We start from the raw sequence: 20,398 nt of genomic DNA on the forward strand, positions 1-20,398 counted from the left end.
GGGACCAGCGTCCTCTCCCCGTTTGCCGTCTTTGCCTCTGCCCGTTTATCCCTCTTGACCCGGCCGGTCCAAGCCGGCACAACTCGCCCCGGACGCGTCCCGTCCGCGTCTGTTTCGATGGCCGGGACCGGCCGTTTGCGCTACCTTTGCCCGCACGTCCCGGTCCGGCAACCCCGCCCCACCGCAAACACCTGGAGAGAGCCATGCCCGTCACCGTCGTCGATCATCCCCTGGTGCGCCACAAGCTCGGTCTGCTGCGCGAAAATGGCCTGAGCACGAAGGATTTTCGTGATCTGGCCAATGAAATCGGCCGGCTGCTCACCTACGAGGCCACCAAATCCCTGCCCACCGAGAAGAAAATGATCCATGGCTGGGCCGGCCCGGTGGAGGTGGATCAGATCGTCGGCAAGAAGATCACTGTCGTGCCTATCCTGCGGGCGGGGCTTGGCATGATGGACGGCGTGCTCGACATGATCCCCGGGGCCAAGGTCAGCGTGGTCGGCATGTACCGCAACGAAGAGACCCTGGAGCCGGTCAGCTACTACGTCAAACTGGCCAAGAAGATCCACAAGCGCCACGCCATGATTCTCGACCCCATGCTGGCCACCGGCGGCACCCTGATCGCCACGGTCAAGCTGCTCAAAGAAGCCGGCTGCCGGCGCATTATGGGCCTTTTCCTGGTTTGCGCCCCGGAGGGGCTGGCCCGGTTGGAAAAAGAGCATCCCGACGTGGCCGTCTACACGGCGGCCATTGATGAGCGCCTCAATGAAAACGGCTATATCCTGCCCGGCCTCGGTGATGCCGGGGACAAGATTTTCGGAACGAAGTAGGGCGGCTGCGCTTTGACGCCGGCCCGGCAGTGCGGCCCCGGCAAAAGATAACCGGAGGGTGTGATGGCTGAAAAATCGGGCTCTGATTATAAACTGCGGTTGCGGGATTTTCCCGTCGGCGCGCAAATGCTGTTCGTGGCCTTTGGCGCATTGGTGCTGGTGCCGCTTTTGACCGGGCTTAACCCCAATGTGGCCCTGTTTTGCGCCGGTATTGGCACGCTGATCTATCAGGTGCTGACCAAATTTCGCATCCCGATCTTTCTGGGCTCGTCGTTCGCCTTTATCGCGCCCATCATGTTTTGCGTCAAAACCTATGGCGTGCCGGCCACGCTCGGGGCCCTGGCCTGCGTGGGGTTTGCCTACATGCTGGCGGCGCTGGCGATCAAATGGCGCGGGGTGGGGTTCCTGCTCAAACTGCTGCCCACCATTGTCACCGGCCCGGTCATCATGGTCATCGGTCTGATCCTCGCCCCGGTCGGCGTCTACATGGCCATGGGCAAGACCGGCGACGGGGCGGCTGTCCTCTATCCGCAAGCCATGGCCATGGGGGTGTCGCTTTTTTCCCTGGCCGTCACCGTGCTGGTGGCCATCCGGGGCCGGGGGCTGCTGCGGCTGGTGCCGATTTTGTGCGGCATCGGGGCCGGGTATATAGCCAGCCTGTTCCTGGGGATGGTGGATTTTTCGGCCGTGGCCGCTGCCCCGTGGTTTGCCCTGCCGTCCTTTGTCGGCCCCGAATTCAATCTCGACGCCATCCTGGTCATCGTGCCGGTGGCCATTGCCCCCATCATCGAGCACTTTGGCGGGGTCATCGCCATCGGCCAGGTGACGGGGCGCAATTATCTGGAAAATCCGGGCGTGCACCGTTCGCTTATGGGCGACGGCGTGGCCACCTTCCTGGCCGGCTGCCTGGGCGGCCCGCCGCTGACCACCTATGCCGAGGTGACCGGCGCGGTGTCGCTTATAAAGATTTACAACCCGGCGCTCATGACCTGGGCGGCGGTGACCGCTGTCTGTCTGGCTTTCGTGGGCAAGCTCGGGGCGCTGTTGCAGACCATCCCCACCCCGGTCATGGGCGGCATCATGCTGCTTTTATTCGGGGCAATCATGGTGGTCGGCCTCAACTCCCTGGTGCGCGAGGGGGCCGATCTCATGGAGCCGCGCAACATGGCCATTGTGGCGCTGATCATCGTCTTTGGCATGGGCAAGATGGCCTTCTCCTTTGGCGGCATCCACCTGGAAGGCATCGGTCTGGCCGGCGTGATCGGGGTGGTCTTAAACGCGGTCCTGCCCCGTTCGCCCAAGGACGCCTGAATCCCGTCGCCGGCTGCGGCCGCACAGGCCCCGGGCGATCCGCCCGGGGCTTTTTTTATGCCCCGGCCCGGGCGCAGGCGGGCAGGAGATGGCACGCGTGTTGCTCAATACCTGGCAAGCGGAGGTAACGCCCATGTTCGTAGAAAAACTTCTTCTTGTATCCATGGTGGTTGTGGTCTGCTTTGCCCTGTCCCGTCTGGCTGATGCGGTGCTCAAACCTCAATCGGTCGATTAACGAAATAAGAAAGTGAAACGCCTGCCCGTCGCCAAGGGGCAGCTCCCTCGCTCCCTCCTCGGGACCGGTCTGACCCCCGGTCCCTTTTTTTTGGCCAACGCCTGAAAAAGGGTGTTGCTCCGGTTGTTAAATTCTATATAACGACAGGATGATTCAAGGAAGGGTTGCGTACGGCCTGGGCCGCGTTGGATTGGCAACACTGTTTTTTATCCTGACTGCAGGTTTGACGGTACTTCAGGGCGTTCCGGCCCAGGCGGCCACCTGGTATGTGAAGGCGGGGTCCTCTGGCAACGGCACGACCTGGGGCACGGCCTTCGGCTCCATCCAGGAGGGCCTCAATGTTGCCGGCAGCGGCGACGTGGTCGAGGTGGCCGGGGGCCTCTACTCCGAGGCCATCCACTCGGTGAGCGCCGGGGTCACCGTGGTCGGCAGCACGGCGTCGGGGTACAACTCCCAGGTGGTCGTCAAGGCCGGCGATGGGCAAGAGGTCCTCACCGTTTCCCATCAGACCGTCTGGAAGGGTCTGACCTTTGATGGTTCGGCCAACAACAATACCAGCAACACCGATCTTGCCGTGGTCCATATCACGGCCGGGTCTCCCGCCTTCGAGGCCTGCGCCATTGGTCCGGGCCCACGGCTGCTCATCATCGGCGCCGGCGGGGCCACCTTCTCGCGCTGCACCATCCAGGAGGCCCGGCTTGGCAACCGGGTCTACAGCAAGGTGGTGGAGGTCCTCTCCGGCAGCTCTCCGGTCGTCTTCAACTATTGTCTGTTCGGCGATATGGAATATGGCTCCATCTATGTAAACAGCGCCTCGCAAGTGGATTTCAACAACTGCCTGCTGGCTGGTTTTGCCGGCGACATCCTCTATGTCCCGTCGGGCGTTGTTGTTGCCGGCGGCATCCATTTGACCAACTGTCTGGCCCTGGGCAACGGCTTTGCCGCGACTGCCCTCATTGAGAATGCGTCTACCAGCGCGCCGGTGACCCTGACCAACTGTCTTTTCCAGGACAAAAGCCCGGTGGAAATGACCGGGCTGCGCTATAGCGGCGACGTCACGGAAGTGTCCCCGCTCACTCCCGGTTCTCCGCAGTTGACCCACGGGCGGCGGGCGGCCCTGCTCAACCTCGGCATCGACGACGCCGCCAACGCCTCGTACGCGACCCAGGTGGCCGCCTTGACGAGCAGCCATGGCATGCAGCTGACCCTGGCCCTGGACGCCTCCGACGCCGTAGACGCGAACTGGGCCGATGCCCAGGCCCTGATCAATGCCGGCAACGAGGTGGCCGCCCACAGCGCCCACCATGTCTATCTGCCGGAAACAAAGCTCATGACCCTGGCCTATGCCGGCGGAGGGACCGGGGCCAAGGTCACGGTGGCCAGCACGGGCACGGCGGCCACGACCCTGACGGTGACGGCCGCCGGCGACGCAAACGCCAATTTCAGCCTGAATCTGGCCGACAGCGCCACCGACACCATCGGCAAGGTGTGCACTGCCATCAACGCCAAGTCGGGCTTTACCTGCGGGCTGATCACCATCGCTGGGACCACCTACACGAGCGCTTCGGTGCTCTCGCGGGATTTAAACGGCGTGTCCGGCGTGTCCATCCAAAACGTCACGGCGACCTTGCTGCGAAACGACGCCCAGTTTTTTGCCGACGAGATCACAGCCCCCAAGACCCTGATCGAATCCAGGCTGACGGCCCCGGGCAGTTCCGTGGCCTATTCCTGCGGCAGTTTCGTCTATCCGTTCCTGGGCGCGGACCCCGCCGTGATCGCGGCCACAGCCGCTGCCGGCTACACTGCGGCCCGCAGCGGCTACGACGGGTCGTACGCCATGGGCGGCCTGTACGCTGGGACCACCCCGGGCAGCTATGACACGCTCAATATCTGGGCCACGCAGCCCGGCCTCATCTTTGGTCGGCATCTCGACGCGGCCACCCTGGGCCGGCGGGTGTCGGCCTTCCTGGAATGGGCCAAGTTTACCGGCGCGGCCGTGTCGCTTTTCAGCCACGGCGCGAACGAATACGACCTGACCGAATGGTCGGCCCTGCTGGCGCTGATCGCGGCCGACGGCCAGATCCAGACCGCTGCCCTGGCCGGGATACGCCAGTACGTGGCCCAAAACGCCCAGTCTTCGTCTGGCTCGACCTTCGTGCGCACGGTCTGGCCGCCGGTGGCCGACTACCGGCCTCTCTACGGGTCGCCGCTTCTGCGGGCCGGAACGGCCTACGCCACAGCCAAGACGGACTTTGGCGGGGCGGTGGTTTCGGCCGGAACCACCCCCACGGTTGGGTTGTACCAGGCAAATTCCTTCAATCCGGCAGGAGCATCGCCGGCAGCCAATCTGCTCCTGCTCCTGCAATGATCTCCCCCGGCAATGACCTTCCCCAGCGGGAGCCTGCGGCAGGAATCCCTGCCCTGACGGTTTGTTGCCAGTGCGGCCTTTGGCCGCAGGCGGGCGGCGCAAGGCGAGGCCGCCGGGTCGGATGCGGTCTGGCCCTGAAAATATGTTTTTTGGGGAATACGTTTTGTTGAAATAAGCTGCATGGCTTCACAGAGGAAGCGGGGAGTTGCTTGGGTTATGGTTTCATTTTTGCACGATGGCCGGCAGCCTATTTTTTATTTGACAACGCATGATCCAGGCCCCGTTGCCGATCCCCCCTAACCGCGATGTATTGTTACAATATTATACAATGTTGGAGAAAACCGTGGGCCGAGAAACCGGACGAGCCGGGTGGAAGAATCCTCTGGATGCGTCAATCGGGCGGTTGCACAGTTTGAATAATTGAAACACGAAGTTGAGGAAAAAGGTTGGCGGAAGCTGTTTTCCCCCCAGCCCAAGTCCATGACACCGATAGCTGCGGAGGTTGAGACGATGACGGAAGTATTCCCCCAAACAAGACCTGATCGCCGCTTCCTCCCGGACATACCGTCCAAAAGCGAGGGCCGCAGGACCGCCGGAGAACGCTATTTTTCCCAGGGCCAGGCCGATGTCTACAGTGCCGACGGCAAGTATCGCTACGCCTCGGGCGAGACAGTCGACATCTCCGAAGGGGGAATGCTCATTAAGCCGGACAAGCCGCTGCGGGTGGGGGACAAGACCGTGGTGCGGTTTTTCCTAAGCGCCGGGACCATGCCCGAGGGGTACGAATCGTTTGTCAAGCTGCCGGCCCGGGTGGTGCGGGTGGACTCGTCCACCGGGTATGCGGCCTTTGAATTTGCCAAGCCGATGTCCCAGTATCTGCGCCGCAAACGCTGGCGGTATTTCGAGACGGCCTCCCTGCTTGGCATCCTCCTCACCCTGATTGGGGTGTGGTTTATCAAAAAAGAGAGCATTTTTTATTTCTGGTTCGACGTGCCGGTTTTTCTCTACGGGCTGTGCGCCGTTTTCTACCTGCTCTCGCGCTTTTTCTTTGCCGCCCTCTACAAGCCCTATCCTGTGGTTCCCGGCTTTCAGCCCAGTGTGAGCATCGTCATTCCCTGCTTTAACGAAGAGGAATGGATCGAAAAGACCATTCGCGGCTGCCTGAACCAGCACTACCCCGAGGAACTCCTCGAAGTCATCCTGGTGGATGACGGCAGCACGGACAACTCCGTGGCCGTGGCCCGGGCCGTGGAGGCCAAGATCCGGGACGAGGCGGGCGGCCGGCTGACCATCCACGCCTTCGAGCAGAACCAGGGCAAGCGCCAGGCCCTGGCCGCCGGGGCGCGCATGGCCAAGAACGATCTCGTGGTCTTTGTCGACTCCGACAGTTTTCTGCAGCCCGACGCGATCTTGCACATGGTCCAGCCGTTTCACAATCCCCACATCGGGGGCGCGGCCGGACGCTGCGAAGTGGAAAACAAGTGGACCAACATGCTGACCCGCATGCAGGCCGTGCGCTACTTCATCGGCTTTCGCATCTTCAAGGCGGCCGAGAGCATTTTCGACGTGGTCACCTGCCTGTCCGGCCCGCTGGCCTGCTACCGCCGCGAGGTGCTCATGCGCTACCTCGACGACTGGGTGAACCAGAAGTTCCTGGGCCAGCCGGCCACCTTCGGCGACGACAGAAGCCTCACCAACTTCGTCCTTGGCAGTCACTATGCCGTTTATCAGCACACCGCCGTCTCCAGCACCATTGTGCCTTCCACCTACGGCAAGTTTTTTAACCAGCAGATGCGCTGGAAACGGTCATGGCTGCGCGAGAGCCTTCGGGCCTGCAAGTTCATGTGGCTCAAAGAGCCGTTCATGGCCATCTCGTTTTATCTGGGCCTCATTTTGCCGGTCATGGCCCCGGTGGTGGTGCTTCGGGCCTTTGTCTTCATGCCGGTCGCCTACGGGATATGGCCCACCATGTATCTGGCCGGGGTGCTGCTCATGAGTATGCTCATGTGCACCTCCTACCTGCTCTTGAAGCGTTCCAATCTGTGGCTGTACGGTGTGCCCTTCTGCTTCTTCTACTTGTTCGTGCTCCTGTGGCAGATCGTGTGGGCCGTGCTGACCTTCTGGAAGTCCGACTGGGGAACCCGGCCGTCGAAGCACGACAAGGGCCAGGCCATGGGCTGATTGCGCCCGCCAATCGTTATCAACCCACAGAAACGGGACGTACGCCATGAGAAAATTTTTTCGCTACCTCTTCCAATACGCCATTTTGGTCGCGTTTGGGTATTTCGTCTACCAGACGGCCTTTAAAAAAGACACGCCGCCGGTGCACGACCGGGCCGCCTGGACCCAGCGCGATGGGTTTGTGGCCTTAGGCTACGGCGGCATCACCATTGACGAGAATGTCCACTCGCTGGTCTCCAAAAGCCGCCTGCGGGAGCATCTGACGGCCCTGGCCAAAGCCGGCTATAAGACCATAACCACAAGCGATCTTGTTGATTTTTATGAGAAAAACAAGCCGTTGCCGGAGAAGGCCCTCTACCTGATGTTCGAGGGCGGGCGCAAGGACAGCGTGCTTTTTAGCCAGCCGGTCCTGACCGGCGTCGGCTTCAACGCCGCGCTGTATCTGTACGGCGACCGGCTGACCGGCTGGCAGCGGTTTTTCGTGCGCCGCTCGGAACTGCGCAAAATTGCCGACAACCCCTTCTGGGACGTCGGCTCCATGGGCTACCACTCCGAACTGATCAACCAGACCCCGTCCGGCGGCTACGCCTACTACCTGACGGAGCGGCTGGCCGGCGCTGCCGGGGCGTCCGAAGAAACACAGGAAGCCTACGACGCCCGGGTTGCCGCAGACTTCACTCTGGCCCGGCAGTCCATCGAGGACCTCGCCGGCAAGGCCCCGCTTGGCTATCTTTTCATGCCGGCCAATACCCTCGGCGTCAGTCTGCCTGCGGCCGAGGCCCGGCCCAACGAAGCGGCCCTGGCCAAGAACTTCCCGGTGGCCTTTACCCGGGTGGGCGAGACCTACAACCCCCGGGACGCCAACCCGAGGGGCCTTACCCGGATGCAGGTCGCTCCGGACTGGACGGCCGACCGCCTGCTCCTGGAAATCGAATCCCGCCAGCCCAAATCCCGCTATATGGATTTCTCCCAGTCCGTGCGCCAGGGACTGTGGCAGGTGACCCTGGGCGATATGGCCGTCATGGGCCAGAGCCTGACCATGACCGCCCCGGTCGGCAAGGACGGCTTTGCCCGCCTGCGCGGCAGCGAAGGGTTTGAGAACTTCCTGTGCGAGGTCAAGACCACGCCGCCGGACGGCGGGGCCAGCACCATCTACCTGCGCTACCGCGACGCCGGCTCCTTCGTGCGTATCCGCACCACGGCCGAGCGGGTCATGGTCCAGGAGAAAAACGGCCCCTCGCTCAACACCATCTTCCAATACGTCCTGCCCCTTGACCACACCGGCCCGGTCGCCTTTGACCTGTGCGTCAAGGGCAACCGGCTGCTGCTCGGCGTGGACGGCAAGAACGTCAGCCGCTATCCCATCCCGCTGACGGCCGACACCATCCGCGGCAGCTTCGCCCTGGGCGCGGCCGACGAGGACGATCCCACGCCCGAACCGGCCACGTTTACCGACCTGACCTTGTCCACCTTCCCGCCGCGTTGGATCAGCGCCCCGACCATCGGCGACGTGCCTCTGGGCGATGCCCGCACGCTGACGGCCGTGGTCCTGCCGGCCGACACCCTGCAAGCCGACCCCCTGCGCGATGCCGCCGCCCTCATCACAGCCTCCGTCAATGGCGTCGGCGTCCATCTCGACCTGACCGGACAGGGACCGGAAGCCGTCTTGCAGACCGTCCATTTCGTGGAGACCGCCCCGGCCTCCATGGTTTTTGCCAAGCTCCTGCGCGGCTTTGTCCTGCCCCTGGGAGGACCCGGCGACCTGGGCCAGCTCAAGGTCGCCATCGACACCCTGCACGCCAAGGGTTTTTCCGTGGCCCTGCGGGTGGATGCGGCCTGGCAGGCCCGGCTCCTCGACCTGGACCGCGCTCTGTCCCCGGACTGGCTGCTCTTTGACACGCCGCCGCCGGCCGACGACTCGGCCCTGACTGCCCTGGAAAATCGTTTTGACCGGACCCGCATGTTGTTCCGGGCCGCCTCCCAGGCCGGCTCCCAAACCGTTTCCTACGATGTGAAGAGGTAGCGCCATGGTACTCAAAGGCATTCTTCTGACTCTGGCGCTGACCTTGGCTGCGCCGGCAACCGGCTTCGCCGCCGAGGCCTCGGTGGTGACGCTTTTGCGCCAGTCCCAACAGGCCGCCGCCCGGGGACAGCTCGAGCAGGCCATGGAACTGGTCTCCCAGGCTCTGGCCCAGGACCCGGCCTATCCGCCGCTGTGGAACCAGAAGGCCACGCTGCAACTGCGGGCCAAGGATTACGCCGGGGCCATGGAAACCCTGGCCGTGGCCCTTAAAGTCGAACCCGAAAATGCCGAAACCAACATCCTGGCCCTGGCCGCCCTGCTGCGCCTGGATGAGAAGGCCGGCGGCAAGGACCCGGCCTTTAGCCGCTACGTCTCGGGCATAAGCGAGGACACTGCCGCCGCCCTGACCCTGGATCTCCTGGGCAAACCGGCCTCGAAGTCCGATCTCAAACGCTTCCTGTCCGCCTGGACCCCGGCCTCGGCCGAAGGCCGGACCACGGCCCGGCTGGCTGCCGGCTATGCCGCCGGCGATCCCGCCGTCATGACGGAACTGGCCACGGCCCAGGCGGCTGCGGCCCGCAAGAACGTGCTGGCCGCCCTGCAATTCTACGCCGGCCAGGACATGCTGGCGGAAAAACGCCTGGAACTGGCCCAACAACTCCTCACGGCCTCGGGCCAGAACGGCTACGACAAGGTGGCCGTTGGCGGCGAGCTGGGCTGGGTGCTCTACAACCAGGGCAAGTTCGCGTCGGCCGCCGATTTGTGGGAAAAAGACTGGAGAAACGCCCCGGACGTCGGCCGCTGGGCCGGCTGGATCGCCGATGCCCGGCTGGCGGCCAAAGACTATAAGCAGGCCGCCGACTTCCTGGAAAAGAGCCTTCAGTTCGATCCCAAAAACCCGGTGCTCCAGGGCCAGTACATTCTGGCGCTGACGGCTTCGGGCCAGGGCCAGGCAGCCGCCAAATTCGAGAGCAGTCTGGCCGACGAGGCCGACCAGGACGGCGTCAATTTCGGCAGGGGCCTTGTGGCCTGGCATAACGGGGCCTACGCCGATGCCGCGGCTGCCCTGACCCGCATCAAAAACCGCAGGCCCTTCCGCGACCAGTTGATCGAGTTGGCCAACGTCATGGTGGCCCGCCTGGGCCAGTCCGCCGACTCGGCCAAGGTCATCGCCGACGTGCGCGCGCTGGTGGCCGGTATGGACGTCAAACCGGCCATCATGCGCGACATCGGCTGGCGCATGTGGGCGGCCCATCGCTACGACACCGCCCTTGTCTTTTGGAAGGAAGCCTTAAGCGACGGCCTTGGCAACGACGATCCCCTGGTTGCCCGGGTGGTGCCGCTGTTGATCGAACAGGGCAAGACCGGCGAAGCCCTGGCCCTGCTCAAGGCCCAGGCCCCGGAAGTCACGCCCCTTGGCCTGGCCTGGAGTCTGGCCGCCCAGAATCGCTGGGATCTGGTTGGCAAGGTGGTGGCCGGTGCGCCGGCCGGACCCTATGTCGACCTGCTGGCCGCCATGGCCGGCCTGCAAAACGGGCAGGCTCCCCTGGCGCTGGACAAGTTGCGAAGCCTCGCCGCCCTGGGCGCAACCGGCCTTGGCCAGATGGGCGTGACCGGGTTTAATGCCGACGGCCGGCTGGTCAAAGGGGCGCTCACCCCGGCCCTGGCCCGCGAACTCTATCTGCGCATTGCCCGCACCTTGGCCGATCAGCAGATCGTGGACGGCTTTTTCTTCCTGACCCCGCCGGCCTGGGCTGCGGGCATCCCGGCCAAATCCCTGGCCGCAGTCCAGGCCGAAGCCGGCAAGGTGCTGTGGCGGGTGGGGCGCTTAAGCGAAGCCGCCACCTTCCTCACCGCCGCCATTGCCGCCGATCCGGCCCAGAATCAGGCCCGGCTCTATCTGGCCCTGGTCAAGAAACGCCAAGGCAATACGGCCGAGGCCGAGGCCCTTTTGGCCCAGGCCATCCAGGGCGCTTCGCCCTTTGACCGGGATTATGCCCTGGGCGAGTTTGCCTTCCTCGACGGCGACATGACCAAGGCCCTGACCCATTTCCAGCGTTGTCTGGCTCTGGCCCCGGGCGACGAACTCATGCGGATGCGCGTCATCACGCTGCTTGCGGCCGAAAACCGTTTCGCCGAAGCCCGGCAGTATGCCTCGTGGTACGAGGCCCGGGTGGCCAAGCAGGAGCGGGCCGTTTTTGGCACCGCCGCGGTGGTGCGCCTGGAACTGGGCGATCCGGCCGGGGCCGAGACGCTTTATCGCAAGCTTCTGGCTGAAAATCCCGGCTCCCTGGACTACCTCTCCGGCCTTGGCCGGGCGCTTATTCGCCAAAACAAGTTTGCCGCAACCGTGGACGCCCTGTCCGCCGCCTATGCCGCCTCGGCCGATCCGGCCCTGGGTTCGGTGTTGTGCGAGGCGCTCATGGGCCTTGGCAACTACTCCGAAGTGGTGCGCCGGGCCGAAATCGGACTGGTCCGCCATCCTGCGGACAAGGAACTCCTGCGGTTTGCCGCCGAAGCGTCGGAGTTCACCAAGGAGCTGGCCGCCTGCGAAGGCTATGTGCGCCGGTCCCTGGCCCTTGATCCGGATTCGCTCACCATGCAGAACATGCTTGGCCGGGTGCTCCTGGATCAGGAGAAGTTCCCGGAGGCCAAGGAGCAGTTCGAAGCGCTTTTGGCCAAAAACCCCCGCCACCTTTCGTCGCTTCGCGGGTTGCTAAGCGTCTACCAGCTGACGGGCAAGGCCGAGGACGCCTACAAGGTGGCCAAGACCCTGCGCGAGGTCGCCCCGGACGACGCCGCAGCCAGCCTCAAGTTTGCCATTGCCGCTGCGGCCGACCACTCCTTCCGTCCGGCCTATCCGACCCTGGAAAAGCTGCGCGACTTCGGCCCTGGGGCCGGGGTGCTGAGCCTGTATTACGCCGATGTGCGCGACACCGAGGCGGCCGGCAAGGTCCGCCTGTCCCAGCTCGCCGACCATATCCAGGCCGTGGCCGCCCGAAACGGCCGGTTCTTGAGCATCGACGATCTGGCCGCCCGGCCGGTGGGCGAGGCCGCCCTCAAGCAGAAAGCCACGGACACGGCCCCCTCGGTCATTTTGTTGATCGACCGCACCGACGCCGCCGTGCTCGATAAAATCGACGCAAAGCTCGCTGCTGTCGGCGGCAAGGCCGTGCTCATCGTTGGCGGCGAATCCCTGACTCCCGGGACCCCGTATCTGCCCGACGCCGGGCAGGTGGCCCGCCTCGTCGGCACCGGCCGCTGGTCCCTGGCGCTCACCGACCACAATCCGCCAAACGTCCCGGTTGGCGACGGCCAGAAGACCAGCCTGTGGTACGCCGCCGGAGCCGATCCCGGCGTTGCCGGCGGGGGAGACGCCCAGGCCCGGCTAGCGGCCCGGCTCAAGGCCCTTGATCCCACCGGTGAAATCCTCGGCAAGACCCGGCCGGTCTTCTTCTACCCCGGCGGGGCCTCCCCCAACGAACTGCTGACCGCTGACGTCGCCCCCTACGACAAGGTGGTGGCCGACGCCTTCCCCATGGCTTTCGAGCTGTCGCCCGAAGGCTTCTGGACCCCGGTGTCGAGTCCCAAGCAGGTCGCCTCCAAGGCCGTGTCCCCGGCCATGGACGCAGCCGGCCTGGAGACCTGGCTCAATCAGGCCGACCCCATGCATCAGGTGTCCCTGGAACTGGCCAAGGTCTATTCCTGGCACGAGCAGGTCGGACAGGCCGGGAACTACTTCGAGGAAGCCGGCGAACTCAAAGTCAATCCGGCTGATCTGACCTATAATCAGGCGGTCAACGCCTACTACGGCTACGACGATCCCGTGGCCATGGACCTGGCCCGCAAGGCCGTGGCCCTGGCCCCGGATTCGCTGCGCGCCGCCGACCAGCTCTACCGGGCCGAACTGCGGGTGCGTCCCAAGGCCGAAGCCATCGCCACCACCTGGTGGGACAGCGACAACCGGCGCTACTACTGGTATGGCCTGGGCGGCAACGTCCATATCCGCGAAGACTTCACCGTCTTTGCCAAGGTCGGCGGGGTGGAGTGGTCCATCGAGAGCTTCCAACGCCGGGGCCAGATCCTCAAGGCCTTTGCCAACGCGGCCCAGAACGGAACCGTCTCGGCCGGGGACCTCTACAACATCGCCAACTCGCGCTACAGCCAGACCCTGGACGGCCAGGACCTGACCGTGGGCGGCCGCTGGTTCTTCCATCCCGAATACTGGTTGGAAGTGCAGGGCCAGCTGACCACCACCACCGGCGGCCCCGGCCCCTGGGCCAACGGGCAGGCCACTTTGCACGGTCCGCTTGCCCCCAAGGGCGTCAAGATCGACGGCACCTGGGATCTCCAGGTGGCCCACGAACGCATCGACACCGTGGAAGCCATATCCGACCAGATCATGGCCAACCGGGTGAGCCTTTTTACCCACAACCGCGTCCTGGATTTCTGGGACCTGTTCGTCAACGTCCACGGCATCTCGCGCACCGACGGCAACAACACCGCCTCCATCGACGGCCGCCTGCTGCGCCGGTTGACCGAGTTCCCCCTGTTCTCGCTGGGCTACGCCTTCCAGTTTGCCAACAGCGACCGCAACCCCATCCAGTACTGGGCGCCCCAGAGTCTGGCCACCCATCTGGCCTACGGATCGTTTGGCTACTCGCCCACCCGCTGGTTCAACATCAACGGCAGCCTGGGCTACGGCACCTCGAGCGACCGCAACAACAGCTGGCGGGAAGTCTGGCGGGCCAACGCGGGCATGGACATAACTATGCGCGACAGGTTAAAGCTGTCACTGAAGTACTCCTACTTCAGTACGCCAGACTATAACCTCAATGAAGCATGGGCCGGAATAACCTACACCTTCTGATGGATAAACGGGCTGCGCGCCAGGGGTTTCCCCTGGCGCTGGCCCTTTTGGCCCTGTGTCTGCTGTGGGCCTGCGTGCCTCCGGCGAAGCAGGGCTCGGCCCAGACCGCCGCACCCGCCGCCAGCCTGGGACCAAACGACCGCATCACCGCCTGGATCGCCGATTGGGATCTGGCCAGCGGCTTGGCCGAATGGCGCGCCCATCCGCAACTCTTTGATTCCGTGCGTATTTTTGCCGCCTATTTCGACCAGAGCGACCATGCCGCCCTGTCGCCGGCCTGGACTGCCGCCCTGGGCAACGACGTCACATCCGTCTTTGGCCCCACGCCCGCCTATCTCACCGTGGTCAACGACATCGCCACCCCGACCGGCAAGGGCAACAAGCTCAAAGATCCGGAACTGGTGCGCCGCCTCCTGGCCACGCCCCAATCCCGGGCCGCCCACATCGACGAACTGATCCGCCTCGCCAAACGCCACCATTTCGCCGGCATTGAAATCGACTACGAAAACGTGGCCGCCCCGACCTGGCCGGATTTTTCCCTCTTCATCGCCGAACTATACGCCGCCGCCTCGCCCCAGAGGCTGGCCGTGTCGATTGTGCTCCAGCCCCAGCGCCGCTACTTGACAGCTCCCCTGCCCATTGGGCCGGCCTACGTGCTCATGGGCTACAATCTCTTCGGCTCCCACTCCGGCCCTGGTCCCAAAGCCACCCCGGCCTTTCTGACCGAGCAGGCCAATTCCCTGCGCGCCATCGGGCTGCTCGGCGATACCGCCCTGGCCCTGGCCACCGGCGGCTTCGACTGGACCGAGGGCAAGGCCGCCAAACAGCTCACCGAAGTCGAGGCCGCCGCCCTGGTGGCCCAAAAAAGCGCCCAGTCCACGCGCTCCGCCCTCGATGGCTACCTCGTTTCCCGCTACCGCGACGCAGCCGGCAAAGACCATGAGGTCTGGCACGCCGACGCCGCCACCTTTGAGACGCTCTGGCAGGCCGCCCGGACTGCCGGCTTCACCCGTCTGGCCGTCTGGCGGCTGGGGGGCAATGCCCCGGCCCTGTTTGACTGGCTGGCCACCCACAAACATTGACCCCGGAGGCCTGTTCGTGTCCCGACGTTATCCCGCCGTTGCCGGCGGTATCCTCATCGTCTGCCTGCTCCTCGCCGCCACCGCCCGTTTCGCCCCGGCCCAGGGTCTCTCCCCGGCCACGCGCGGCGTTCCGCTGCCCGGATCAGGCCCCCGCGCCTACGTCAATATCATCATCGACGACCTGGTGAATTTTGATCTCTGGGCGCAACTCGCCACCGACTGCGACGCCTTCGGCATGAAAGCCACCCTGGCCCTCAATACCGCCAAGACCACCCCTGACGATTACGCCCGCATGGCCGCATTCGTCGCCAAAGGCCACGAAATAGCCAACCATACCCGCGACCACGTGGCCGTGGCCCCGGGCAGCGTCATCAAACTGCGCTACTTCAGCACCGCCGCCAAATCCGCCTATGCCGCCGTGGACGAGCAAAACGCCACTCTGCGCATCATCGTCGACGACAATTCCAAACCCCTGGCCGAATTCGACCTGTCCGAAAACGGCCGCTACGCCAGCCTCAAACTCCTCGTTGAAGCCTTAAACAACGTGCGCGGCATCGTGGCCGAACTCGGCGATCCCTACTGCGCCAATATCCACTCCCGGTTCCTCCAGGAACGCAACAAGACCGATATCTTTTACAAAAACGGCTTCGCGCCGTTGTTCGTCAACGTCCCGGCCAACGCCCGTTACGAAATGGAAACCGCCCAGGCCGACATCGCTGCCGGTATCCCCAACTATGCCGCCAAATCCATGGTCTACCCGTTCCTCGTCACCGACGCCGATTCCCGCCAAGTCGCCCGTGACCTCGGCTTCACCTGCGGCCGCGTCGGCACCGCCGGCAACGCCGCCCTCGGCTCCCCCGGCGGCTACAATCTCTATCAGATCTACGCCGTCAAACCCCGCGACGCCTTCGGCATCGATCCCTCAACCCCGGAATTCGCCGCCAAAGTCACCGCCTTCCTCAACAAACTCAAAGAAGTCGGAGGCGTCTGCTGCCTCTATTCCCACGGCCCCGACGAATTCACCAACGAACAATGGAAAGCACTGCTGCCGCTGCTCGCCAAGGACAAAGACATCGCCTACGTGACGCTCGGCAGCCTCGGCGAATTCGTGCGCAAGACGGCGCAACTGCGCGACGGGAAGTACTACCTGCCCCAGGCAGGGAAGTAGGGCGGAGGACGTAGGGGAAAAGGGGAGGCAAAGACGAAGAGGCCTCCGGCGGCCGGGGGGATGATCCCCCCGGACCCCTGCAATGGGGGGTGGTAAGCGGGTGGAGTGGTGTGCGTGCGTGAGTGAATGGGGTCTGGCTCTCCCTTTACTCCCCTGGCCCTATGGCCAGAATGCGGCGCAGGGTGTCTTTGGTGACGTCGAGTTCGCGGCAGGCGGCCATGGTTTTGCCGTCGTGCCGGGCCAGGGCGGCTTTGGCGGCCTGGTATTTGGCGGCGCGCATGGTGGTTGGCATGGCTGGCGGGGTTTCGGGACTGCGGGATTTGGGCAGCAGGTAATCGGGCAGGTGTTCGGGGGTGATGCGGCCGGCCGGGCAGAGGATGAAGGCGTATTCCAGGATGTTTTGCAGTTCGCGGACGTTGCCGGGGAAGCTGTGGCGCACGAGCAGCCGCATGGCGTTGTCGGACAGGCCGGTGACGGCTTTTTGGGTCAGCAGGTTTTGGCGTTCGATGAAGGTGGCGGTCAGGAGCGGGATGTCTTCGGGCCGTTCGCGCAGGGGGGGCAGGGCGATGCGGGCGACGCTCAGGCGATAGAACAGGTCGCGGCGAAACGCGCCGGTTTCGGCCATGGTTTCGAGATCGCGGTTGGTGGCGGCGACAATGCGGGCGTTGGTGGTGCTGGAGGCGTCGGAGCCGAGCGGTTCGAAGGTGTGTTCCTGGAGGACGCGCAGGAGTTTGACTTGCAGCGCCAGGGGCAGTTCGCCGACTTCATCAAGGAAGAGCGTGCCGTTTTGAGCCAGGGCGAAGCGCCCTTTGCGATCGGTTTTCGCGTCGGTAAACGCGCCGCGCTTGTGGCCGAAAAGTTCCGATTCCAGGAGTTCGCCGGGGATGGCCCCGCAATTGACGGCGATAAACGGGCCTTGGGCGGCCGGGCTTAAGGTGTGGATGGCCCGGGCGAAGAGTTCCTTGCCGGTGCCGGATTCGCCAAGGAGCAGCACGGTGGAGCCGGATTCGGCGATGCGCGGCAACAGTTCCAGGGAGCGGGCCAGGGTTTTGTTTTTGGTGACGATGTCTTCGAGGGTGCACACGCCTTCGAGTTCTTTGCGCAGCCGGCTGATGTCCGAGATGTCGCGGAAGGTTTCGACGCCGCCGACGATGCGGCCGGAACCGTCGCGCAGCGGGGCGGCGCTGATGCTGACGGGAACCTTGGTTCCGTCGGGCCGCACGATGAAGATGGACTGGTTTTGGAGCGTGGTGTCCTTGGCGATGCAGTGGCCGAGCGCGCAGCCTCCGTCACACAGGCTTGAGTGGAAGACCTCCCAGCATTTGCGGCCCAGGGCCTTGTCCGGGGCGAGGCCGGCGATGGCGCCGGCGGCGCGATTGAAAAAGGTGATGGTGAAATCGGTGTCGACAGTGAATACGCCGTCGGCCAGGGATTCCATGATGGATTCGCAGGGGATATCGCGGGGGAGGGCCATAGTCGAAGTACCGCCTTTGGGCCGGGGTGGGATGTTCTTGTAACCGAGGCCGTCGTCGGTGTCCAAGGCGCGGGAACCAATTGACTTTTCACCGGGCGGGTTTGATAGAGGGGGAATCGGGCAGCCCGGGAGGGGTTGCCAGGGGAGGGTGCGCATGGCTGAGAATACGCCCATGCTGATGATTGGAACACCGGCCTACAGCGGGCAGGTGACGGTGCATTATATGCGGGCGCTGGTCTCGTGCGTCGGGTTTCTGGAGCGCCAGGGCATCAAGACCGGGATGCTGACCCCTGCCCAGGAGAGTCTTATTCCCAGAGCGCGCAATCTGATTGCCAACGAGTTCTTGCGCCTCAAAGAATACACGCATCTGCTTTTTATTGACGCCGACATCGGATTTACGCCGGAATTGCCGCTCAAATACCTGGAGGCCGACAAGGATGTGGTCTGCGGCATCTATCCGGTCAAGTATCTCGACATCGACAAGTTGCGCATGGTGGATCGCAAGGCTTTGTCCCGGGTGGCGGCGGCGGCGGCCATGCACTACGCGGTCAAGCTCAAGCCCGGGGGCCGGCCCGAGCCGGTGACCGGCCTGTTGCCGGTGGAATACGGGGCCACGGGCTTTATGATGATCAAGCGCGAGGTATTGGTGCGCATGGCCGAGGCCTATCCGGAACTGGCCTATGACTATTCCCACACCAACGACGACAACATCAACAACGTGGCCTTTTTCGATACCGGCATCGACACCGAGCGGCGCGAGTATCTGCCTGAGGATTATGCCTTTTGCAAACGCTGGACCGACATTGGCGGCGAGATCTTTGCAGACGTGCACAGTGTGTTCACCCACGTCGGTTCCTTTGAGTACACGGGCAATTTTACGGCCTTTCTGACCCATCTGGGCGGCGGGGCGCAGGATGACGGGAAGACGGACGGTTGATGGGCACTGCCCGGGGCAGTCCCGGGCGGGTGTTGTGGACGGTTTGGGCGTATGGCCCGCTGTCGGCCGGCTGCGGCCGGCCACGTGAACGCAGAAGGAGCATGGCCATGCAGAAGGTGTTTTTCCTGGTGTCTTGCGGTCCGGACGAGCAATCCAAGGCCACCCGGGCCTTTCAGTTTGCCAAGCTGGCGGCCGAGCGGGGGGCGCTGGCCGGCATCCTGCTCGTGGATGATGCGGTCTATCTGGCCAAGCCGGAGATTGCCGACCGGGTACGGGCGGTGACTGGCGACTCCCTGGCCGATCATGCCGGCTGGCTGCGCGAGAACGCCAAGGGGCTGCCGTTTCTGGCCTGTACGCCGTGTTGCCACGCCCGGGGCGTGACGGCTGACGACCTTGATCCGCTGTGGGTGCTGGGCACGGGCGGGACGGCCATGGACGTGCTGATCCAGGACGGGGTGACGTCGCTGTCCTTTTAGTGGTGTGTCTGGCCTTGGCCGCGAGGCTTTTCCGTGCGGCAAAGCTTTGAATTTATAGTGTTTGTTCGAAAAATACCGGAAAAGTTTTTTGTAAGCGCCCCACAAACCTGGCCGACGGTCGGACCGTCGGGAACAGCAGACCTGCCTTGTTGCGGAGCCGGCCCTGGGCCGGCTCTTTGCTTTTGGAGACCTATTTTGCTCATATGAGCAAAATAAGAGGCCCGGCCTCTTGACCCTGGGACAGGGCGACCTATTTTGCTCATATGAGCATTACGAAGGAGTCGAGCATGCCGAGACAGCGCCGATTGCGCCGGGTGGCCGGGGTTCCTGCCGCAGCCTATTTCAAGCCGCAGGGAAGGCCGCTTCGCGGCGTCGAGGAGATCGTTTTGACCGTGGAAGGGCTTGAGGCCCTGCGGCTGGCCGATCTTGAGGGGCTTTCGACCGAAGCAGCGGCGGCGCATATGGCGGTGTCGCGCCACACCTTCGGCCGGGTGCTGACCGAGGCCAGACAGACGGTGGCCCGGGCCTTGGTCGGCGGATTGGCTCTTCGTATTGAGGGCGGCAATTATCAATTGGCCGGCGGCGGGCCGGCGGCAACAGCCAATACGGACATGCGCCCCCTGGATGACGGGGTTTCCCCGACAGGCGGGGCGCAGGAGGATCAGGCCATGAAAGGACAAGGACAATGCGGTCGGGGCAGTGGCCAGGGCCAGGGCGGCCGACAGGGGCGAGGACAGGGACAGGGGCAGGGCCTGGGGCAGGGACAGAGCGGCAAGGGCCAAGGTCGGGGCCAATGCAACGGCGCTGGGGCGGGTCTGGGCCAGGGGCGCGGGCGCAGCCAGAACGGCGGTCCGGTGCAAGGCGCTCTGCGCCAGGGAAACCAGGGCGGCCAGGGAAACCAGGAAAGCATCATTCCGGCCGGCCAGCCGACGGCGACGGCTCCAATGGCCCTGGGTACGGACAGCCTGTGCCCGGCCTGCGGCGCGGCGGCGCCGGCCGGCGAAATCTGCCCGGCCTGCGGCGTCGCCCAGGTCTAAAAGGCCCGAAGAATACATATAACAGGCCATCGATACAGGAGAAAAAGAATGCCACGACATGACGGAACAGGGCCGCAGGGCCAGGGGAGCGGCGCAGGACGCGGATTGGGACGTTGCGGCGGGCCGGCCCGTTGGACGGCCGGCGGGTCGGAGATGGCCGGACGAGGCTGCGGCGGCCCGGGCTTTGGCGGGCGTCGGCGCGGTTTCGGCCGGGGCGGCCAGGGCGAGCTGGCCGGCAGAGCCGGTCAGGCCGAGGGTTTTGGGCCCGGCCGGCATCCGCGGGGCCGGTGCAGCGACGATCGGGACACGCTAACCCGTCGGGCCGAGGCCTTGCGCGCCGCTCTCGATGCGGTCAACGGCCGCTTGGCCAGTCTGGATGGAGACTCCCAGGCGCACTAGGACAGCA

At 64.4% G+C, this 20,398-nt stretch carries 13 protein-coding genes; 12 read left to right on the forward strand and 1 reads right to left on the reverse strand.

All coding sequences use genetic code 11. The annotated features are described in order from the left end of the window. The first annotated feature begins 203 nt into the window (after nt 1-203). The 8 genes from upp to NY78_RS03690 all read left to right on the forward strand — a co-directional run bounded on the left by upp (nt 204) and on the right by NY78_RS03690 (nt 16,068). A complete protein-coding gene (upp, locus tag NY78_RS03655; protein WP_043631876.1) occupies nt 204-830 on the forward strand; it encodes a uracil phosphoribosyltransferase in 627 nt (208 codons plus the stop codon). A gap of 63 nt (nt 831-893) precedes the next feature. Beyond that, complete coding sequence (locus NY78_RS03660) at nt 894-2,141, forward strand: uracil-xanthine permease family protein (RefSeq protein WP_043631878.1); 1,248 nt, start codon at nt 894-896, stop codon at nt 2,139-2,141. Nucleotides 2,142-2,599: 458 nt separating this feature from the next. Beyond that, the gene (locus tag NY78_RS03665; protein ID WP_231583744.1) at nt 2,600-4,744 is read left to right on the forward strand and encodes a right-handed parallel beta-helix repeat-containing protein; all 2,145 of its coding nucleotides are present in this window, start codon (nt 2,600-2,602) and stop codon (nt 4,742-4,744) included. Nucleotides 4,745-5,254: 510 nt separating this feature from the next. Continuing rightward, nucleotides 5,255-6,925: a glycosyltransferase gene (locus NY78_RS03670; protein WP_043631884.1), complete on the forward strand. Its 1,671-nt coding sequence runs from the start codon at nt 5,255-5,257 to the stop codon at nt 6,923-6,925. 46 nt (nt 6,926-6,971) lie between these two features. Further along, nucleotides 6,972-8,948, forward strand: coding sequence for a hypothetical protein (locus tag NY78_RS03675; protein WP_043631887.1), 1,977 nt, complete (start codon nt 6,972-6,974; stop codon nt 8,946-8,948). Nucleotides 8,949-8,952: 4 nt separating this feature from the next. Then, nucleotides 8,953-13,818 carry a tetratricopeptide repeat protein gene (locus tag NY78_RS03680; RefSeq protein ID WP_043631889.1) on the forward strand — a complete coding sequence of 1,622 codons (4,866 nt, stop codon included), beginning with the start codon at nt 8,953-8,955 and terminating at the stop codon, nt 13,816-13,818. Further along, the gene (locus NY78_RS03685) at nt 13,818-14,900 is read left to right on the forward strand and encodes a glycosyl hydrolase family 18 protein (protein WP_043631891.1); all 1,083 of its coding nucleotides are present in this window, start codon (nt 13,818-13,820) and stop codon (nt 14,898-14,900) included. The genes NY78_RS03680 and NY78_RS03685 overlap by 1 nt, the downstream gene beginning before the upstream one ends. A gap of 16 nt (nt 14,901-14,916) precedes the next feature. Continuing rightward, complete coding sequence (locus NY78_RS03690) at nt 14,917-16,068, forward strand: polysaccharide deacetylase family protein (protein ID WP_043631894.1); 1,152 nt, start codon at nt 14,917-14,919, stop codon at nt 16,066-16,068. A 145-nt stretch (nt 16,069-16,213) separates the two neighbouring features. On the opposite strand, the gene NY78_RS03695 is transcribed toward NY78_RS03690, so the two are convergent. Beyond that, complete coding sequence (locus tag NY78_RS03695; protein ID WP_043631897.1) at nt 16,214-17,542, reverse strand: sigma-54 interaction domain-containing protein; 1,329 nt, start codon at nt 17,540-17,542, stop codon at nt 16,214-16,216. A gap of 154 nt (nt 17,543-17,696) precedes the next feature. On the opposite strand from NY78_RS03695, the gene NY78_RS03700 reads away from it, so the two are divergent. The 4 genes from NY78_RS03700 to NY78_RS03715 all read left to right on the forward strand — a co-directional run bounded on the left by NY78_RS03700 (nt 17,697) and on the right by NY78_RS03715 (nt 20,391). Continuing rightward, nucleotides 17,697-18,479: a hypothetical protein gene (locus NY78_RS03700; RefSeq protein WP_047960017.1), complete on the forward strand. Its 783-nt coding sequence runs from the start codon at nt 17,697-17,699 to the stop codon at nt 18,477-18,479. 107 nt (nt 18,480-18,586) lie between these two features. Then, nucleotides 18,587-18,955 carry a DsrE family protein gene (locus tag NY78_RS03705; protein WP_043631899.1) on the forward strand — a complete coding sequence of 123 codons (369 nt, stop codon included), beginning with the start codon at nt 18,587-18,589 and terminating at the stop codon, nt 18,953-18,955. 287 nt (nt 18,956-19,242) lie between these two features. Next, complete coding sequence (locus NY78_RS03710) at nt 19,243-19,992, forward strand: DUF134 domain-containing protein (protein WP_043631902.1); 750 nt, start codon at nt 19,243-19,245, stop codon at nt 19,990-19,992. Nucleotides 19,993-20,040: 48 nt separating this feature from the next. Next, on the forward strand, nt 20,041-20,391 hold the full coding sequence (locus tag NY78_RS03715; protein WP_156180861.1) for a DUF5320 domain-containing protein: 351 nt from the start codon (nt 20,041-20,043) through the stop codon (nt 20,389-20,391). The last annotated feature ends 7 nt before the right edge of the window (nt 20,392-20,398 follow it).

The sequence above is a fragment of the Desulfovibrio sp. TomC genome, assembly GCF_000801335.2.
Classification (GTDB): Bacteria; Desulfobacterota; Desulfovibrionia; order Desulfovibrionales; family Desulfovibrionaceae; genus Solidesulfovibrio.

Bases quoted from the DNA above. Each gene is read 5' to 3' on its own strand.
- upp (WP_043631876.1), top strand. From the start codon at position 204: ATGCCCGTCACCGTCGTCGATCATCCCCTGGTGCGCCACAAGCTCGGT.
- NY78_RS03660 (WP_043631878.1), top strand. From the start codon at position 894: ATGGCTGAAAAATCGGGCTCTGATTATAAACTGCGGTTGCGGGATTTT.
- NY78_RS03670 (WP_043631884.1), top strand. From the start codon at position 5,255: ATGACGGAAGTATTCCCCCAAACAAGACCTGATCGCCGCTTCCTCCCG.
- NY78_RS03675 (WP_043631887.1), top strand. From the start codon at position 6,972: ATGAGAAAATTTTTTCGCTACCTCTTCCAATACGCCATTTTGGTCGCG.
- NY78_RS03680 (WP_043631889.1), top strand. From the start codon at position 8,953: ATGGTACTCAAAGGCATTCTTCTGACTCTGGCGCTGACCTTGGCTGCG.
- NY78_RS03685 (WP_043631891.1), top strand. From the start codon at position 13,818: ATGGATAAACGGGCTGCGCGCCAGGGGTTTCCCCTGGCGCTGGCCCTT.
- NY78_RS03695 (WP_043631897.1), bottom strand. From the start codon at position 17,542: ATGGCCCTCCCCCGCGATATCCCCTGCGAATCCATCATGGAATCCCTG.
- NY78_RS03700 (WP_047960017.1), top strand. From the start codon at position 17,697: ATGGCTGAGAATACGCCCATGCTGATGATTGGAACACCGGCCTACAGC.
- NY78_RS03705 (WP_043631899.1), top strand. From the start codon at position 18,587: ATGCAGAAGGTGTTTTTCCTGGTGTCTTGCGGTCCGGACGAGCAATCC.
- NY78_RS03710 (WP_043631902.1), top strand. From the start codon at position 19,243: ATGCCGAGACAGCGCCGATTGCGCCGGGTGGCCGGGGTTCCTGCCGCA.
- NY78_RS03715 (WP_156180861.1), top strand. From the start codon at position 20,041: ATGCCACGACATGACGGAACAGGGCCGCAGGGCCAGGGGAGCGGCGCA.